Origin of the sequence: Leptothoe sp. LEGE 181152 (assembly GCF_032906605.1) — a bacterium.
In the GTDB taxonomy this organism is placed as follows: domain Bacteria; phylum Cyanobacteriota; class Cyanobacteriia; order Phormidesmidales; family Phormidesmidaceae; genus Leptothoe; species Leptothoe turfae.
In genome coordinates, this window is the sequence record NZ_JASATU010000058.1 from 75,742 (window position 1) to 93,108 (window position 17,367).

15 protein-coding genes are annotated in these 17,367 nt (G+C 48.1%); 9 read left to right on the plus strand and 6 right to left on the minus strand.

Translation table 11 applies throughout. From position 1 onward, the window contains the following. Positions 1 to 12 precede the first annotated feature (12 nt). Positions 13 to 2,649, plus strand: a complete 2,637-nt coding sequence (clpB, locus tag QGP82_RS26045; protein WP_163659632.1) for an ATP-dependent chaperone ClpB — start codon at positions 13 to 15, stop codon at positions 2,647 to 2,649. 160 nt (positions 2,650 to 2,809) lie between these two features. Here the strand turns inward: clpB and QGP82_RS26050 are convergent, their stop codons facing one another. Beyond that, positions 2,810 to 3,010, minus strand: a complete 201-nt coding sequence (locus QGP82_RS26050) for a hypothetical protein (RefSeq protein ID WP_163699299.1) — start codon at positions 3,008 to 3,010, stop codon at positions 2,810 to 2,812. A 715-nt stretch (positions 3,011 to 3,725) separates the two neighbouring features. On the opposite strand from QGP82_RS26050, the gene QGP82_RS26055 reads away from it, so the two are divergent. From QGP82_RS26055 to codB, 4 genes are all read left to right on the plus strand, one after another. Further along, complete coding sequence (locus QGP82_RS26055) at positions 3,726 to 3,896, plus strand: hypothetical protein (RefSeq protein ID WP_156828462.1); 171 nt, start codon at positions 3,726 to 3,728, stop codon at positions 3,894 to 3,896. Positions 3,897 to 4,095: 199 nt separating this feature from the next. Further along, the gene (locus QGP82_RS26060) at positions 4,096 to 4,524 is read left to right on the plus strand and encodes a GIY-YIG nuclease family protein (RefSeq protein ID WP_163698928.1); all 429 of its coding nucleotides are present in this window, start codon (positions 4,096 to 4,098) and stop codon (positions 4,522 to 4,524) included. Positions 4,525 to 4,726: 202 nt separating this feature from the next. Continuing rightward, the gene (locus QGP82_RS26065) at positions 4,727 to 5,206 is read left to right on the plus strand and encodes an FHA domain-containing protein (protein ID WP_163698930.1); all 480 of its coding nucleotides are present in this window, start codon (positions 4,727 to 4,729) and stop codon (positions 5,204 to 5,206) included. A 93-nt stretch (positions 5,207 to 5,299) separates the two neighbouring features. Continuing rightward, positions 5,300 to 6,565, plus strand: coding sequence for a cytosine permease (gene codB, locus QGP82_RS26070; protein WP_499061475.1), 1,266 nt, complete (start codon positions 5,300 to 5,302; stop codon positions 6,563 to 6,565). A 190-nt stretch (positions 6,566 to 6,755) separates the two neighbouring features. Here codB and QGP82_RS26075 read toward each other — a convergent pair whose 3' ends face one another. Genes QGP82_RS26075 through QGP82_RS26085 form a run of 3 tightly spaced genes read right to left on the minus strand, consistent with a single transcriptional unit; the run spans position 6,756 to position 12,036 of the window. Then, positions 6,756 to 8,291, minus strand: coding sequence for a beta-barrel domain-containing protein (locus QGP82_RS26075; protein WP_163659641.1), 1,536 nt, complete (start codon positions 8,289 to 8,291; stop codon positions 6,756 to 6,758). A 4-nt stretch (positions 8,292 to 8,295) separates the two neighbouring features. Then, on the minus strand, positions 8,296 to 11,274 hold the full coding sequence (locus QGP82_RS26080; protein ID WP_163698934.1) for a peptidase domain-containing ABC transporter: 2,979 nt from the start codon (positions 11,272 to 11,274) through the stop codon (positions 8,296 to 8,298). Between the two features lie 39 nt (positions 11,275 to 11,313). Then, on the minus strand, positions 11,314 to 12,036 hold the full coding sequence (locus tag QGP82_RS26085; protein ID WP_499061476.1) for a peptidylprolyl isomerase: 723 nt from the start codon (positions 12,034 to 12,036) through the stop codon (positions 11,314 to 11,316). 652 nt (positions 12,037 to 12,688) lie between these two features. Here QGP82_RS26085 and QGP82_RS26090 point away from each other — a divergent pair. The 4 genes from QGP82_RS26090 to QGP82_RS26105 all read left to right on the plus strand — a co-directional run bounded on the left by QGP82_RS26090 (position 12,689) and on the right by QGP82_RS26105 (position 15,792). Next, positions 12,689 to 13,750: a PstS family phosphate ABC transporter substrate-binding protein gene (locus QGP82_RS26090; protein WP_499061477.1), complete on the plus strand. Its 1,062-nt coding sequence runs from the start codon at positions 12,689 to 12,691 to the stop codon at positions 13,748 to 13,750. A 60-nt stretch (positions 13,751 to 13,810) separates the two neighbouring features. Then, complete coding sequence (locus tag QGP82_RS26095) at positions 13,811 to 14,539, plus strand: 16S rRNA (uracil(1498)-N(3))-methyltransferase (protein ID WP_499061478.1); 729 nt, start codon at positions 13,811 to 13,813, stop codon at positions 14,537 to 14,539. Between the two features lie 139 nt (positions 14,540 to 14,678). After that, positions 14,679 to 14,954 carry an ArsR/SmtB family transcription factor gene (locus tag QGP82_RS26100; RefSeq protein ID WP_006518885.1) on the plus strand — a complete coding sequence of 92 codons (276 nt, stop codon included), beginning with the start codon at positions 14,679 to 14,681 and terminating at the stop codon, positions 14,952 to 14,954. A gap of 145 nt (positions 14,955 to 15,099) precedes the next feature. Next, the gene (locus QGP82_RS26105; protein WP_499061479.1) at positions 15,100 to 15,792 is read left to right on the plus strand and encodes an HAD family hydrolase; all 693 of its coding nucleotides are present in this window, start codon (positions 15,100 to 15,102) and stop codon (positions 15,790 to 15,792) included. 138 nt (positions 15,793 to 15,930) lie between these two features. Here QGP82_RS26105 and QGP82_RS26110 read toward each other — a convergent pair whose 3' ends face one another. Further along, positions 15,931 to 16,629 (minus strand): hypothetical protein, encoded by a 699-nt coding sequence (locus QGP82_RS26110; protein ID WP_499061480.1) that lies wholly within the window; start codon positions 16,627 to 16,629, stop codon positions 15,931 to 15,933. A 218-nt stretch (positions 16,630 to 16,847) separates the two neighbouring features. Then, positions 16,848 to 17,237, minus strand: coding sequence for a nuclear transport factor 2 family protein (locus QGP82_RS26115; RefSeq protein ID WP_163659654.1), 390 nt, complete (start codon positions 17,235 to 17,237; stop codon positions 16,848 to 16,850). Positions 17,238 to 17,367: the final 130 nt, after the last annotated feature.

The window sequence follows — 17,367 nt, forward strand, 5'->3', positions numbered from 1 at the left end:
CATTTAGACCCCATGCAGCCATCTAATCCTGATAAATTTACCGCTAAGGCATGGGATGCCATTGTTGAAGCTCAAGATGTGGCACGACGTTTTCGTCAGCAATACCTTGAGGTTGAACATGTCATGGTGGCGCTAATTGAGCAGCAGGGGTTGGCGGATACCATTTTGTCCAAAGCGGGTTTGGATCCTGAGCTAGTGCTGCAAGAGTTGGAAGCGTTTGCCCAGCGTCAGGCGCGTGCCAGGGTGTCAGCAGATAGTAGCTTGTATTTGGGGCAAAGTCTGGACCGGATGCTCGATCAGGCAGAGGCAGCTCGTCAACTGCTACAGGACGACATCATTTCTGTTGAGCATGTGCTGCTGGGGTTTGCTGAGGACGAGCGCATTGGTCGACGGCTACTGCGTGGTTTTGAGTTAGATGTATCTGGCATTCGTGCGGCCATTAATCAAGTGCGTGGTAAGCAAAAAGCCACCGGTCAGAACCCGGAGGAGTCTTACGAAGCGTTAGAGAAATATGGTCGCGATTTAACGGAAGAGGCTAAACACGGTAAGCTTGACCCGGTTATTGGCCGTGATGAAGAAATTCGGCGGGTGATTCAGGTTGTTTCACGGCGTACTAAGAACAACCCTGTTTTAATTGGTGAACCCGGTGTGGGTAAAACCGCCATTGCGGAAGGGTTAGCCCAACGTATTGTCAATGGCGATGTGCCCGAATCCCTTAAGGATCGCCAGCTGATTTCCCTGGATATAGGTAGCCTAATTGCTGGAGCTAAATACCGTGGTGAATTTGAAGAACGGCTGCGCTCAGTGCTAAAGGAAGTGGCTGAGTCTGATGGTCAGGTCGTGCTCTTCATTGACGAACTGCATACCGTCGTTGGCGCGGGTGGTGGTAATAGTAATGTGGATGCCGGCAACCTGCTCAAGCCGATTTTGGCACGGGGAGAGCTGCGCTGTATTGGTGCCACGACTCTCGACGAGTATCGTAAGCACATTGAGAAAGATGCGGCCCTAGAGCGACGGTTTCAGCAGGTCTACATTGGTCAGCCTAGTGTGGAAGATGCCATTTCGATTCTGCGTGGTTTAAAAGAACGCTACGAGGCCCATCATGGTGTGAAGATCGTGGATTCGGCGTTGGTGGCTGCAGCGACGCTATCGGATCGTTACATTAGCGATCGCTTTTTACCCGATAAAGCGATCGATCTGATCGATGAGGCGGCTGCCAAGCTCAAAATGGAGATTACGTCCAAACCGGTGGAGTTGGAGACCATTGATCGGCGATTACGGCAGCTAGAAATGGAAAAACTCTCCTTACAAGGGGAAGAGTCCACATCCCGCACATCGAAACAACGGTTATCTCGCATTAATAAAGAGATCGAAAAACTCTCTGTTAAACAACAGAAATTTACGGCACAGTGGCAGTCTGAAAAGCAAGCCCTCGATGCCATTAAGGCATTGAAACAAGAAGAAGATCAGCTGCGGGTACAAGTGGAGCAAGCTGAGCGGGCCTATGATTTGAATCGGGCTGCCCAAATTAAGTATGGACGTTTGGAAGCTGTACAACAGGAGCTGGAGATTTTAGACGGGCAGCTGCAAGAGATGCAGGATAAGGGATCTACTCTGTTGCGTGAACAGGTAAGTGAGGCGGATATTGCCGAGATTGTTGCCAATTGGACGGGTATTCCCGTCAATCGCTTGATGGAAACTGAGCGGCAAAAGCTGTTGCAGTTAGAGGGATATTTGCATCAGCGTGTGGTTGGGCAAAGTGAAGCGGTGACTGCTGTAGCGGCCGCTATTCGCCGGGCCCGCGCAGGCATGAAAGACCCGGGCAGACCCATCGGCTCATTCTTATTTATGGGACCGACAGGGGTGGGTAAGACTGAGTTGGCCCGTGCGTTAGCTGACTGTTTGTTTGATACCGAGGAGGCCCTGGTGCGGGTGGACATGTCGGAGTATATGGAAAAGCATTCCGTCGCTCGACTGATCGGTGCACCGCCTGGATATGTTGGCTATGAAGAAGGTGGGCAGCTATCTGAGGCTGTCAGACGTCATCCCTATTCTGTGGTGCTGCTGGATGAGGTGGAAAAGGCCCACCCCGATGTATTTAATATTTTGCTACAGGTACTCGATGATGGTCGGATTACCGATTCTCAAGGACGAACGGTGGACTTTCGCAACACAGTCATTGTCATGACTAGCAACATTGGTAGCGATCACATTCTTGATGTAGCGGGAGATGAATCGCAGTTTGTAGAAATGCAGGAGCGAGTGCTGGGTGCCCTGCGTGGTCATTTTCGTCCAGAGTTTCTCAATCGTGTGGATGATTTGATTATCTTCCATCCATTGAGTAAAGATGAACTCCGTTCTATTGTGTCGATTCAGCTGAAGCGTCTGTATAAACTCCTGGCAGATCAAAAAATTGCCTTACATGTTTCAGAGTCAGCCATTGATTACGTGGCGGATAAGGGCTACGACCCTGTTTATGGAGCCAGACCGCTGAAGCGGGCGATCCAGCGGGAGTTGGAGAATCCCATCGCCACCAAAATTTTAGAAAATACGTTTGTTGAAGGCTGCAAAGTCGTTATCGATTACATCGAAGACCGTCTCAAGTTTCAGGTTAAAAAAGCTGATGCCTTAGACGACAAGGCTGCTTAGGCGGGTTAATCATAATTTGATAGGTATTAAAAACCCCGATGTCGATAAGGACATCGGGGTTTAAGTACTATTAAATGTCAAAATCATGGATCCAATGGCAATAGTAGATGCTGCTTTGCGGTAAATCCTCTGATCTGACTCACTACGTTTGAGTGCCAGGTTAGGAGTTACGACCACCTTCAATCACACACACATCGATGGCATTGGATAACCCTGAATTCACTTGGCTAAGGCTTTCTAACATTGTTAGAACGAACCCTTGGGGGGGGAAGTAGCTTGGGCGCTTAGCATTCATAACCACGGTTTTCACAATGGCGTCTTCTATACTGCCGCCCTCTAGTAACGTGCTGAGTATCCACATAGAAATGTAGTCTGGGGAACATATTCACATAATCTTTGTAAAAGGAGTAAAAAGCATCAGCCAATTGAACTAGATGTATATCCGGTACTTTGACATAAATGTTCATGAATACGAGCGTCGCTGAAGGCCCTTAAATCAAGGGTTTCAGAGGATGACATCAGAGTAAAGGCTTGATGTGTAAGGATTTTTACGGGGATACTTTGCAGAATTGTCCAGGAAAAACTGGGACCCAGATCGGCCTTTTGATCTAAAGATTGAACGGAGAGCTACATAAAAAGATCATATTTGGTGGCTAGATGTTGGAGATTATAGGGGCCTAAAACCATCTTTTTTGCCAGGAAAGTCATGTGCCACTTATTTAAGTTGGTCGCGAGGGCGTCAATAATTGCGATCGCAATGCTATGCAAATGGCTGTCCCTTAAAACTACGGCCTGTCTGAATACTCAAGAGGATTTTGGTTGATGTACGTGTGAACGTATAGTGGGTGAATGTAAAGTTGATGCGAAGGAAACGAGTGTGCCACTTAAACCAACACCCCAAAGGTGGCACATTGGCCGTTGGCAAGGTTGATACGTTAGGAGGGCGTTAGCAACCTGCGATCAATGGCTGAGGTATCAGTCTATTTACCATTAGATTTAAGCTCGTTGTGACGCCCACACATCAGGGGAAATAACCAACGGAGACTTAAGTTCTATATATAGGGAATTTCAAGCAAATGATGACGACAGTAGCCTCACCCCTGACCCAAGATCAAATGCTTGTTGTAGTCGACGAGCCAACGCGGCAGCCAAGTTCCTGGCGTAAGTGGGTGGTAAAAATAGTTTTACAGCCGTTTCTATGGGCTGCCTGGGTACGCTCCAAAGTAATTCTTCGCGAAGATTGGTAAGCTGCTGAGCTACATAAGCTGCTGAGCTACATTTTGGTCACTAAGATTTAGAAAGCTTTGTTGGTAGCAGCTCTAGAATCGTTAACTCACTAAATGCTGCTGATGAAAATGGTCTAGGGGTCTCAGATAGGAGCCCTTAGACCATTTTTTGATGATACTAAGATACTAAAATGGGGGTTGCCGTTTAAATCCCTACTGAATGAGAGCGCACCCTCACCCACGGCGTTGGGCCTCTGTACTGCTAGAGGAGCGACGCAGTTTGCCTCAGACATCAGGTGTTTATGCGGTCATTAAACAGAAGAAAATTTACTACATTGGCTTTTCCAGTAATCTAAATCGAAGATGGCGGGGTAAAGGACATCATCGGTTTGCTCAAGCTGATAAACTCGGGCGTCCTAGCCTGCACTATTTGCCATTGCCCAAGCAAGCTGCACGCACCCTAGAAAAGCGACTCATTTCTGAATACAGTCCGCCATGGAACTATTCAAAGATACCGGCACTGTCTAAGGTCCATTGGCTACAACGGGTGTTGATGGCAGCCACCTGCTTATGGGTGCTATTTATTTCAAGTCATAGCTTGATGTTGGGGGTGATGGCAGCAGCAGTTGCGATCGCTCTATTTCATTGATTCTGTTCATCAAATTCATTGATTCTGTCTATCAAACTAGGGCAAGACTACATTTTTGTTAAAGCTTCTCCAAAGCCAAGGACTATTACGGGGGAGACGGGCGAAATAGTTGTAAAACTAGACCTATTCAGTAGTTTCTAATGCCCGATCGCATTAGGAAAATTACTTCTTATAAGAGTTTAATCATTACCATTAAAGATTAATGAAATCCAGTTGTCTCTCCAGTATTCTTATCGTTGAAGATAATCAAGGCCGAAGAGAGATTGTTCTTGATGATTCTCTCTACTCTCTCGGGCGTGATACTAAATGCGATGTTCGCTTAACGTCACAGTTTGTTAGTCGACACCATGCCACCTTAGTTCAGCTTCCTAAGGAAGATGGGAGTTTGTTTTATCGAATTTTAGATGGCAACCTCCAGGGTAGAGCCAGTGCTAACGGCATGCTAGTCAATGGCCGTAAGCTCGAGTCCCATGATCTGCAAAACGAGGATGAAATTATCTTTGGCCCTCAGGCTCGGGCCGTCTACTATCAGCGCCAAAAAGATACCACCTCAAGCGTTTCATCTGACTCTGTTGCATCAGATGGCTCAACAAAGTCCAATTGGCTCCGTAATCCATACCCACTACTGCCTGAATTGGAGGCAGATGCTGGGTTAGGGGATGTAATTAGGTGTATTCCATAGATCGTTGCAATGGATACTATCTAAATCCGTAAAAACCCGTATGAATAGAGACTAACTAGAAACACCTTCACGCTCTACTGGTGAGGTAACTTAATGTCTCTATCTACAGAACCGAATGTACTCGAAACCTCGGTGGCCGAGGACTATCCGCTCAGTGCGGTACCTAAAACAGCACGTAAATCTTTTTGGTCGCTGTGCTTATTGCTGATGGGATTTGCCCTGACATCGACCACTCTGTTTGCAGGGGGTGCCCTCGGACCGGCATTTAGTGTCCCGCAGCTGATGACCATCATTATCATTGGCAACCTGATTCTCGGCTGCTATTGTGCAGCACTGGGCTACATTGCTTCCCAAAGCGGTCTGACCACGGTACTTATGGCCCGGTTTAGCTTTGGTAACGTGGGCTCTCGCTGGGTAGATTTCATTATGGGCTTTACCCAGATTGGCTGGTATGCCTTTACCACGGCCATTGTGGTGCAGGTGTTATTAGAGCTGTTGGGGGTACCGAACCAGGGCTTTCTGTATATGGTGCTGGTATTGTTTTTTAACTATGCCTTTTGTGCCACTGCCTATGTAGGCTATCGAGCCATTGACTGGCTGAGTCGATTAGCTGTGCCTGCCATGTTGATCTTGGTAGCCATTAGCTTGTTTCTAGCATTTAGAGACTTTAATGGCACTCTCCCTGAGCCTACGGGTGAGATTAATATGGGAGCTGCCTTGGCCATAGTCATTGGCACCTTTATCTCAGGGGGAACCCAATCCACTAACTGGAGCCGCTTTGCTGATTCTGGTAAAAGTGCCATCATTTCCACATTGAGCGCCTTTATGGTGGTCAATGGCATTTTGGTGTTTGCAGGCGCATTTTGCACCCTGGTCTATGGGTCAGAAGATTTGATCAAGGCGATGGCGACCCAGGGCATTTTGGCAGGCGGTGTGATTCTTTTAATCCTTAACGTTTGGACCACTCAAGACAACACCATCTATGCCTTTTCAGTGGCAGGGGCCAATATGTTCCGCACTCGCAAACGTCATGGGTTTGTACTGGGTGGGGCAACATTAGCACTGGCCTTTACTCTTTCTGGTATTTACGAGCTATTACCCCAATATCTGATTTTTCTGGGTACTGTGATTCCCCCCGTAGGCGGCATCATTATGGTGGACTTCTGGCTGCGCCATGGGGGCCGTTTTCCTAAGCTGTCATCCCGTTTACCTGCCTTTAACTGGACCGGTGTGATCGCCTATGTAATCGGGTCTATTGTGGCCTACGTGACGGGTAATGCTGGTATCGGCATTGGTCCAGTCAATGGAATTGTGACTGCAGCTGTGATTTACGGTATTTTGTGCCGGGTACTGCGGTAGTCGCGAGACAGTGCTCCAAAAAGACAATGCCCCGAAAAGAAGAGTCCCCTTTTCCTGAGTACTCCTCAAAGTCCTTCTCCCTGGGGGAGAAGGATTTAGGATGAGGGCTAAAATCCTACGGGAGACCTTACCAGTAGGGACTATCTTTATGCAGCCAAACGACCTAGAGATAGACAAAATCGATCATTGCTTACTTCGAGAAGAAGCTATCCTTCTTGCGCACAAACAAGTCTGTAAAGAACGAGATCACCGTGCGCTTCTCGGTCTTAATATTGACATTGAGCGACATGCCAGACCGTAGCGTATAGGTCTCACCTCTGGATTCCAATACCTGGGACTTAAGCTGAATCTCAGCTGGGAATCGGTAGAACGGATATATTTCATCAGGAGGTAAAGCATCTGAGCCGATACTGACCAAGTGGCCGTCAATGTCGCCATATTCGCTGTAGGTAAAGGCATCGATTCTGACATCCACTGGCTTGCATTCAGCTTCGATCCCGGCTTGGTCTTCTGCCCGGACGGCGGTACGGCAATCATCCGTCAACTGTACAAAACCAATATCCTTATTGGGGATAAAGACGCGGGCAGTCAGGTTATCTTGAGGGACAATTTCTAGAATCGGCTCGGTTGAATTGGCCGCATACCCTGGTTGATTGGCTTTTAAATTAAACACCTCACCACTGACTGGAGCCGTCAGTTCGCGGAACTGTAGTTGCTCTTCCAGTTGGGCAATGCGGCTGCCTAGCTCCTGACGCTGGGTCTCGTTTTGCAAGACGGTTTGCCCTAAATCACTGTCAATCGATGAAATCCGCTCGCGGTTATTGCGGATCTGATCGCGGCGGCTGCGCTCAAATTCGAACTCGGCCCGCTCAATTTCGGCTTCAGCTTGATTAATTTGGGCATCAAGACGGCTAATTTCATCTTTGAGAGTACTGACTCGAGTAATCCGAGTGCTGACTTCCTGCTCTTGCTGCAATCGGCTTAGTTCGGCTACGGCTCCTTCTTTTTCTAGCCACTGTAATCGGCTGAGAATTTCTTCGTTCGTGTCCAAGTCATTTTCAGCGTTGACCAGTTCGGAACGAGCCTGGCTGAGACGAGCTTTGAGGTCTTTAATTTGCTCTTGGTTTTGGGTTTGCCGTGCTTGGGATTCCCCGATGGCACTGCTAACGTCTGCCGCAGCCTCGGCGGATAAACCACTGGTATCGCCATCAATTTGAGCTTGATAGATACGATTGCTAGCTTCTAGCTGATTTCTTTCTTCTAGTCGCTGCTGTAGATCGTTCGCTGTCATGCCACTGACTGCTTCTCCATTACCATTGCCATTCTGGGACCGATAAATTTCAGTTTGGTCGGCGAGGTAGCCACGAATGCGTAATAAAGAATCTAGTTCAGCTTTGGCCGCTGATTGGTTGAAGGTAATGAGCACATCACCTTTTTCTACCAGGTCACCTTCTTTTACGTGAATTGTTTCGATGACACCACCGCTGGGGGTTTGTACGGGCTGCACCACACCCACGGGTTCTAACTTGCCTTGGGCAGGAATGGTTTCTTCTACCTTGGCTAAAAAGGCCCAGAGTACACTGATGCTGGTGACACCAAGGATGGCCCACACAATTGCCCGTGACCACAGGGGCGATTGACGTAAGATGACGGGCTGATCAAAAGGCTGGGCCTGACTGCTGGGAGCATTCGGGACACCGCTGTTGGGTATTTGTTGAGATGTCATTTAACTAACCGTTCCCTTGTTGCTGGTGTAGACAGTAGTAGCGCCCTTTGAGAGCAAGAAGCTCGTTGTGGGTACCTTCTTCAACGATAGAGCCCTGGTCCATGACTAGGATGTTATCGGCTGTCCGTAATGCCCCTAGTCGGTGGGTGATAAAGAAGACTGTACGGCCTTTAGACCATTTCATCAGGTTAGTGGAGACCTGGGCCTCGGTGTCATAGTCCAGGGCACTGGTGGCCTCGTCCAAAATTAATAGACGGGGATTTTGCAGAATTGTGCGTGCGATCGCAATCCGCTGGCGCTGTCCCCCCGATAAGGAAGACCCCCGCTCACCCACCCGAGTGTTGTATCCCACCGGTAGACCCATGATGAAATCATGGCAGCAGGCAATCTTGGCAACTTGAATCACCTCTTCGGTCGTGGCTTCCGGATTTGTCAGGGCAATATTTTCCTGAATGGTGCCCTCAAACAGCAGACTATCCTGGGGCACAATACCCACCTGTCGCCGCAACGAGTACAGCTCAACCTTGTTGATGTCGTAGTTATCAATCAAGATCCGGCCTGAGTTGGGTTCATAAAGTCTGGGCAATAGCTTCATCATGGTACTTTTACCCGAACCACTCTGACCCACTAAGCCGACAAACTGCCCCACCGGAAACTCCACATTAATATTAGATAGCTGGAGCGGACCCGATGCGCCAAATCGGAAGGAGAGATTCTCATAGCGAACATGGCCTTTGATATCCGGCATGGGAATCTGGCTACGCTGTTCTTCCTCTTGCTCCTGGGGATGATCGATAATGTCGCTCAAACGCTCTAAGGACAAGGCGGTTTCTTGGAAGTTCTGCCATAGCTGAGTCAGACGGAGCAGGGGCTGGGTTACGTAGCCTGCAATGATTCGGAAGGCGATTAATTCACCTAGGGTCAAATCACCTTCGAGCACCAAAAATGCACCAAACCAGAGGACGAGCAAACCCGAAATTTTATTGAGGAAGTTACTGGCTGAGCTGGCAGTGGTGGATGTGAGTACCGTCTTAAAGCCATCGCTGACATAGCGGCTGTAGCGATCCTGCCATTTCCAACGGGTGTTGAGCTCAATGTTTTGGGCCTTAACCGTTTGAATACCCGATAGCGCCTCCACCAAGAACGATTGGGTCTTAGCATTTTGCTCTGCCTTAGCCCGTAGCTGACGGCGCACAATGGGTGAAACAAAAAACGTAAGACCTAAAAATAGAGGAATGGTCGCCAGGGACACCACCGTCAGCTTGATGCTGTAGATCAGCATCACGATGATGTACACCACCGAGAAAACTGCATCCAACACTACGGTTAGGGCGGTACCGGTGAGAAACTGCCGGATATTTTCCAACTCGTTAACACGGCTGGACAGTTCACCCACAGGCCGCCGGTCAAAGTATTTGAGTGGCAACCTCAGTAAGTGATCAATGGTTTGGGATGCCAGGGTCATGTCGATCCGGTTAGTGGTATCGACAAACAGATAGGTGCGCAGACTGCCCAGAATTGCTTCAAACACTGCCACAATCACCAGGAAAATTCCCAGCACATGGAGCGTATCGACACTTTGCTGCACAATAACCCGGTCAATAATCACCTGAATCATCAGGGGATTAGCCAGTCCAAAGATTTGATAGAAGAATGAGGCGGCTAGGACCTCGATCAAAATCCACTTGTACTTCTGTAGGGAGGGGGCAAACCAGGACAGACCAAAACGCTGCTGGGGTGTTTGGGCCGTGGTTTCTAGCAGCAGAACTTCACCCTCTTGCCCCCAAATTTCCTCAAAGGCCTGGGGAGAATGGTGGACGATTTCCCGATCTTCAGGGCAGCCAATGACGTATTTCTTCGCTGAGGTTTCATATAGCAGGGCGTAGCTATCACGCCACTTGATCAGCGCTAACTTTGGCAGTCGTCCAATGGCACTGGCGGGTACCTTAGCCAACTGAGGCTTTAGGCCCAACATGTCAGCCACGGCTCCGCAGGACGCTAGCGACACCTGACCCAAACGAGCCTTTTGGTTAACCAGGACTCGGCGTACCACATCTTTTTTAAAGGGCATGCCAAAATGTTTGGACAACATTTCAAAGCATGCAATTAAGGCGTCGATTTCGCCACGAGCGCGAATGTGGGGATAGGTCTGATTGCGGCGGCTGGGCTCTGTTTCTGGACCCAGGTCTTGGGGGAGCGCATCGGCGTAGGGAATCGCTGTAGCCGTTGTTTCAGCCTCCCAGGGATCATCTTCGACGATTTCTGCTGCCTTGGTTTCAACCTGGGCCGCAATCATGGCATGGGGAATCCCCAGCAGACGAGCACCATTGGCACTTTGCACTTCGGTGGAGGCCATGGTGGGGCTCAACTGGCCACCCTGCTCATGGAAGGCAACGTTGCCCCGACTAATGAACCAAAGATTTTGGCCGTCAAGGTCGCTGTGCTTTAAGGGACCGGCGGGGACTTCTTTAACGGAAACACCTGACGCTTGAATGTTTGCCGTGAGTTCAGCTATATCACCGGCATTATGGGCCTGCTTCTCAAAGTATTTGCTGAGGATTTCAAATAGCTCTGCCAAATAGCAATGATTTTGGATGGCGTTGCCAAAGTTGGGATGGTCATGAACCAGCTGTTTAATAGCGGCCACAGGGATCGCCACGGCCACAATTTCAGTGGATGCGATCGCGCTCTCACAGGCGACCCCACGAGCTGGGCCTGCCAGACCCAAAATATCTCCTGGACCCAAGAGTTTTAGCGTAATTGGATTTTTAGTATAGGGGTCGTATCCCAGCAGGCGCACCTGTCCTTCTTTAATGAGGACAACCTGATGCGGCATGGTTTCCCGTCTGAGGATGGGCTGACCCATGCGATAGCGTAACAGTTGGCTGTTGTCAGCCAAATCCTGTAGCACCTTTGCAGGCAACTGGTCAAAAGGCCTAGTGTCGCTTAGCTGTTGATGGATAGGACTAGCGGTATAAGTCATAATTTAATACGAACTCTGCGTGCGTAAGCAGCTGATGCCTCAATCTAAAAGGGGTTCGACGGCTGTAGACTGCGTAGTTTCTTGGAGCCATTTTTTAAAAAGCTCATCCAAGAGGCGCTGCCGCATGGACTCATCAAACTGTGCGGGTACAAACTTCTCTAGCCGAGTAATCACGTACCATTCGCCGATGGGGGTGGGGGACCACAACTGTCCAGGATGGCTCACAGAAAGCATCCGGCCAATCATTGGATGGGGCACGCTCAGCTCAACAGGTCCAATTAACCCTCCTGTTTGAGCTTCTTGACCTTCAGAATAATGTCGAGCTAAATCCGCAAAGGAACCCCCATCGTCATTGAGGCGGAAGTAGAGCTCTTGGGCAAGGCTGGGATCCTTAGTGCGAATCAATGAATAGAGCACCCGATCTAAATTAATCTTGCGCTCTAAAAAGTAAGACTCGGTCTGATTCCCCCAGGTATCTTCCTTAAATTTGGCAATTTTGGCCTCTCGTAAAGCCAGCATATAAGCCTGTTCTTGAGTCAGGTTATTTTGATCTTGCCATGTTTGTTGCTGCTCCTCAGTGAGCAAGTTCCGTTGACTACAAAATTTTTTATAGGCTGCTTCGGGCTCACATTCAATGTCCTCTATCGCCTGGTCTACGACTACTTCCTGCACTAGTCTGGGCAAAAGCTGATGTTGATGTAACTGCTCTAGCAGCGTACGAATATCAAGTTCTGATTTACCAATTTTCAAAACTGCTGCCATGATTAAAACCCTGATGGACTAAGCGCTGTATCATTGTGTCTGACTGGTAAGTGTACGAAATTAAGTCAATAGGCGGTGGTTTCAATAATGAATCTGTATGGACTAGCAGCTTAAAACTAGCATCAGAGAAAATTCCCATTGCTGAGACCATTCCAAACTATCACCCGCAAAAATTATCGCGGTCGTTATTTTATAGATTTGAGATAATTTTATAGATTAGTAAAACAGGAATTTGATTAAGCTGTTTCATTAAAATCACGTAATAATCATCTACTCAATAGAATGTATTGATTAGGTATGGAGAGAGAGCCAGTCCTGGCAGGGATATAGAGCTACGGAAGTCAGACATATACAATAAGTTCATATTAAATTTAGCTTCACTCCGGCAGCCCATGGGCTGCTGGGTGCATTTAACTAGTTCTTCACAAAGAGGTTTTTTATTCCGGTTGTTTTTCCGTACATTTATGCCACTGATCCCTGAATCGATAGTCTATTTGAGCCCAGTGAATATTTTAATTCGTATTGAATTCTTAACGATCATCATAATTTCTCGATAATTATTGATTAATTGGGCACAGTTGAGCTTTTATGATTATCTGCAGCTCTTATACGGAATTTTTTATCGCCATTGAGGCACAGGTTTATTTTCGCTATGCAACAGCAACAAGATAGAACGCTGATAGTCATTACCCTGGCTGGCCTTGGGCTGATAGCTGGGATATTTGGGTTGGCCGCATGGATGGTGGGCGGTCGGAGTGGTTCTAGCCCGGTGGTCCGGTCCAACGATGGCAGCAGTGATGTCAGTGCTGTGTCTGCTGCCGATTCAGGTCAGTTAGGCGGTGCCGAGAATGTGCCTCAGGGGTTATATAGCTATGGTGGCAGTACCACCTGGATTCCAGTGCACGCATCCGTCAATGCAGCCATTACTAATGCTTTTCCAGATTTTCAGTTGAGATATACATTGCCGTCTACCGATGCACCTGGCTCAGGCACTGGCATCAAGATGCTTTTAGATGGCCAATTATCCTTTTCAGAATCGTCTCGGCCATTAAAAGAAGAGGAGTACCAAGCAGCTCAACAGCGCGGTTTTAGTCTGGAGCAAATTCCAGCTGCCATCGATGGAATTGCCCTGGCGGTTCACCCAGATCTTAACTTAGAGAAGGGACTGACAATTGGACAAATTCAATCAATCTACACGGGTGGCGTGGCCAATTGGTCGGAAGTGGGCGGTCCTGATCTACCCATTAAGGCCTATAGTCGCTCGCCAGAGGCGGCAGGGACAGCCAAGTATTTCTTAGAGTCAGTCATCAATGCAGATGCCTATGGTGAGAACGTCGTCTTTGTGGGGGATACCACTGCAGGTTTGCGCCAGGTGCTGGGCAATAGAGGGGGCATTTACTATGCTTCAGCTCCTGAAATCGTTAACCAGTGTTCAATTTATGCCATTCCGGTTGCATCCCAAGAGCAGCCTGATAATTTTATTCCGCCATTTGCCGCACCCTGGCGAACTGGTAAGGCTTGTCTAGATAGTGCCAATACGGTTAATCAAGAAGGATTCCGTAATGGCAACTACCCACTGACCCGGCGTCTATTTGTGATTGTTAAGGCTGATGGTGGCACCGATGAAACCGCTGGGCGTGCCTACGTGAATATGCTGCTATCGTCTGAGGGGCAAACATTGATTGAGCAGGCGGGCTTTGTTCCTGTACGTTAAGACCTATCCAGCTTACAAATTTTGTTAGTCAGAAGAGCTGGAATCAGCCACAGTTGTCGAATGCAGCGCATTACCATTAGTTCAGCCCAGCGGGTGGACACTACTAATACTTTCCAATTGACCGGTGAGCAAATTCATTATCTACAGCGAGTGCTGCGATTAAAGTCTGGCGATCTGTTTATTGCCCAGGATGGAGAGGGGCAACAATGGCAGAGTCAGTTAACGGACATCTCAGGGGAGGCCCAAATTCTCTCCACACTGGTGACAGCGACTCGACCCGCAACACTAGAGTTGGCGGCAGCTCTTCCCAAATCAGGGTTTGATGATGTGGTGCGTCAAGCCACGGAGTTAGGTGTAACAGATATTCAACCCCTACTGAGCGCTCGCACCCTGCTTAACCCCAGCCCTAAAAAGCTGGTGCGTTGGCAGAGGATCGCTCAGGAAGCTTCTGAACAATGCGAACGTGGCTATGTACCTAGGCTTGAGCCACCTATCAAGTTTGCTGAATGGATCAAAGCCGAACCCGTGTCCGTAGGGAACTATTTCTGTGCTGCTAGGGTCAATGCACCTGGGCTATTGCCTTGTGTGCGGACACTTTTGACCGATTCTCCTCAGCAATCGATTCGAGTGGTGGTTGGTCCGGAGGGGGGCTGGACGTCTGAGGAGATCGCGGTTGCGATCGCACATGGCTACCAAGAAGTTTCTCTTGGATCCGGGATATTACGCGCAACAACAGCTTCGCTTACCGCCTTAGCGATTATCTCATCTGTTAGAGAGCAGTTGATATAAACAAATCTCGCGTATTTGTCCGGATGGCCTGCTGTCGTAACCTTGGCTAATTTGGAAAAAAATTCAAACGATTTAGGTGAGTATTATCAACTTTACCTGCGTTTGGATATGGGGTTTAGTGTTTATTCAATCGATCACCATGCATAGTTCAGCTAATCAGGAACACGTATTTTCAGGATTTCATGCGCTATCAGAACCAATTCGCATTCAAGTATTAGAGCTTCTACGCGAAGGAGAGTTTTGTGTTGGCGATATGTGTGAACGTCTCAGTATCGCTCAGTCGAAACTGTCTTTCCACCTCAAAACGCTTAAACAGGCGGGACTTGTGACCGCTCGTCAGCAGGGGCGCTGGATGTACTATAGTCTCAATCCTGAGCAGTTCAATATTTTGGAGACCTATCTCTCTAATTATTAGCCTGCTAAATTAGTTCCCTGTCAAAAAAAGACTCATATTCAAGATAAACAATCCTAATTACTGATTTCCGTGGGGAATAAAACCGTACTGTCAACCTTGACAGTACGGTTTTGTTGCCTCAGTTAGGCCTACACTGGATGGCGGTGTGTCTGACTCGGTTCCCATGGAGAGTACTGCATTTACCTTTCCTGCCGCCATCATTTTTGATATGGATGGCCTCATGTTGAACAGCGAGATCATCTTCCATAAAGCTTGGCAGGATGAGTTAATGCACCTGGGTTATGGCGCTATTGATGAGGCCGCTTATCTACAGCTGGTTGGCTGTAGTAACGATTTAGCTGAGCAAATGTTGCTACAGCTATTGGGCACTGAGTTTCCTGTTGATCAATTTCGTACTGGCTGGATGACTCGATGGGAAATCCTTGCGGCCCAAGGTATCCCGATTAAGCCAGGTTTAGACTCCCTCTTAAACTGGCTAGATGAGATTGGCTTACCAAAAGCCGTCGGTACGTCTAGTAGTGACCGTGAAGCCCAATTGAGTTTGCAAAGTACAGGGCTTTGGTCAAGATTTAATGCCATCGTCACCGTAGATAACGCTGGAGTGGGCAAACCAGAACCAGATATCTTTTTGGCTGCAGCCAGGTCGCTAAATATACCTCCATCCCGCTGCCTGGTTTTGGAAGATTCTAACGCTGGGGTGCAGGCTGCCATTACCGCTGGTATGGAGGTCATTATGGTGCCAGATTTGCAAACGCCTACGGACTATTCAAAAAAGCACGCCTTAGCCACTGTTTCCTCACTGCATGAGGTTTTATCTTATCTACAAAATATAGCTTAGCGCCCGTAGTTCACAGTGCCAGGTATTGCTGAAAGCTATACATAGAAAAAGCTATGGGCGCAGCAGCCTGCTGTTGGCGTAGCCTCTCCTTGGGCGATATGCATTAGCAGGTTGCTATAGTTGGCAAGCTTTCAACAATTAACCGTTCTCTTGATCCTGCCAGCTCAGCTGGCAAGTGACCGAATTTCCCTGGTTGCTAACGTCTAGTTTGCCACTTGTTAAAGTATGAAAGATTTCTTTAAGGTGTGTAATCTTTTTGACATCTAAGGATTTTGCATTTTGAGGCTGGCCACCCCTGTGGGTCAATGTGAGGGTGCGAGAATTTTGCTGATGGTCTAGCGCTATGTCTAGTCGTTGTTCGTCGCTGTCGTCGCCATTGGGTAATAGCTCTAGAATTCTGATGGTGATTGAGAGAATTATTTGATTGTTATTAAGGGATGAATCCGTCCAGCTAGGGGAGTTTTTTAGCTGGACTATGAGCCCAGAATGGGTTTGTTGCCAGTGAGTCACGATAAACTGGAGCGCCAGTGGCAGGCTATCTGTTATAAATGGCGGCGATAGTTGATTACTGAGCTGTTCTAAGCTTTGATAAAGTGCTTGCAATCGCCCTAGCCACTGTTCAGCCTGCGCTACATCGGTCTGATTACTGTTCTTTCCTATGAGGGTATTTTCCAAATAACGTCGAAAGGCGAATGTTTGTTGCAATACATCGTCTCGAATAGATTCTGCTTGGTTATGCAGTTGAGATGCTTGCGCCCCATGCCACCACAGCCATGCCTGTTGCTGGTTTGCCTGTCGCTGCTTAGCAAAATAGAGGGTGGTTGTCCACCCGAGCATTGTTATTATTGCTACCCCTAACCATAAGGTATTCACAGGAAATCAGCCCATTGGATACGCTCAATGTGCTGCCTGATTCGTCCTCAACCATCTGGTGTAGAACGCTGGCAATTTTCACATTGGGGCCAAGTTTAGCCTTTCTTGAAGGTGGCCGTGTTGCAGTTTTCTGCCATCTAAATCACACCTTTGATCATAGTTTTGTGGAATCTGGCAAAACGTTATCCCGCAATCGGGCTACCGTGGTGGTGCACCAGATACCATTGGCCACCCATACGCTCAAAGGTGTTTGTTGCCATCGATTTAGCTTCTAACCGTCGACTACCAGCAACTTGCATCACGTTTTCTACTAAAACCACATAGGCCAGATCGCCTGAGGTTTCTACGGAAATTACATCCAGATCAATTTCCAGGTAGCGAGTCGCCTTAAATATTTGCATCCAGGATTGTCGAATGGTTTCCCAGCCTTTAATAGCCTTACGACCTGGATGAATACAAAGGCTGCCAATGCCTTTAGAACAAACTGCCTCCATAGCCTCAATATCCTTTTTCTCAAAGGCGCGATAAAACGCGTGATTGGCTTCCAGAACCGCAGTTTGATCGTTTGACATTGGACACATAAATCACAATTTCTGGATTCTAATGCAATTCTGGCCAAGATTTATGTACATACAATGCTCTGTCAATGCTCTGTAGGTAAGTGATCGCTACAAATTCTTAGACTTCGCAGCAGAATTCAGA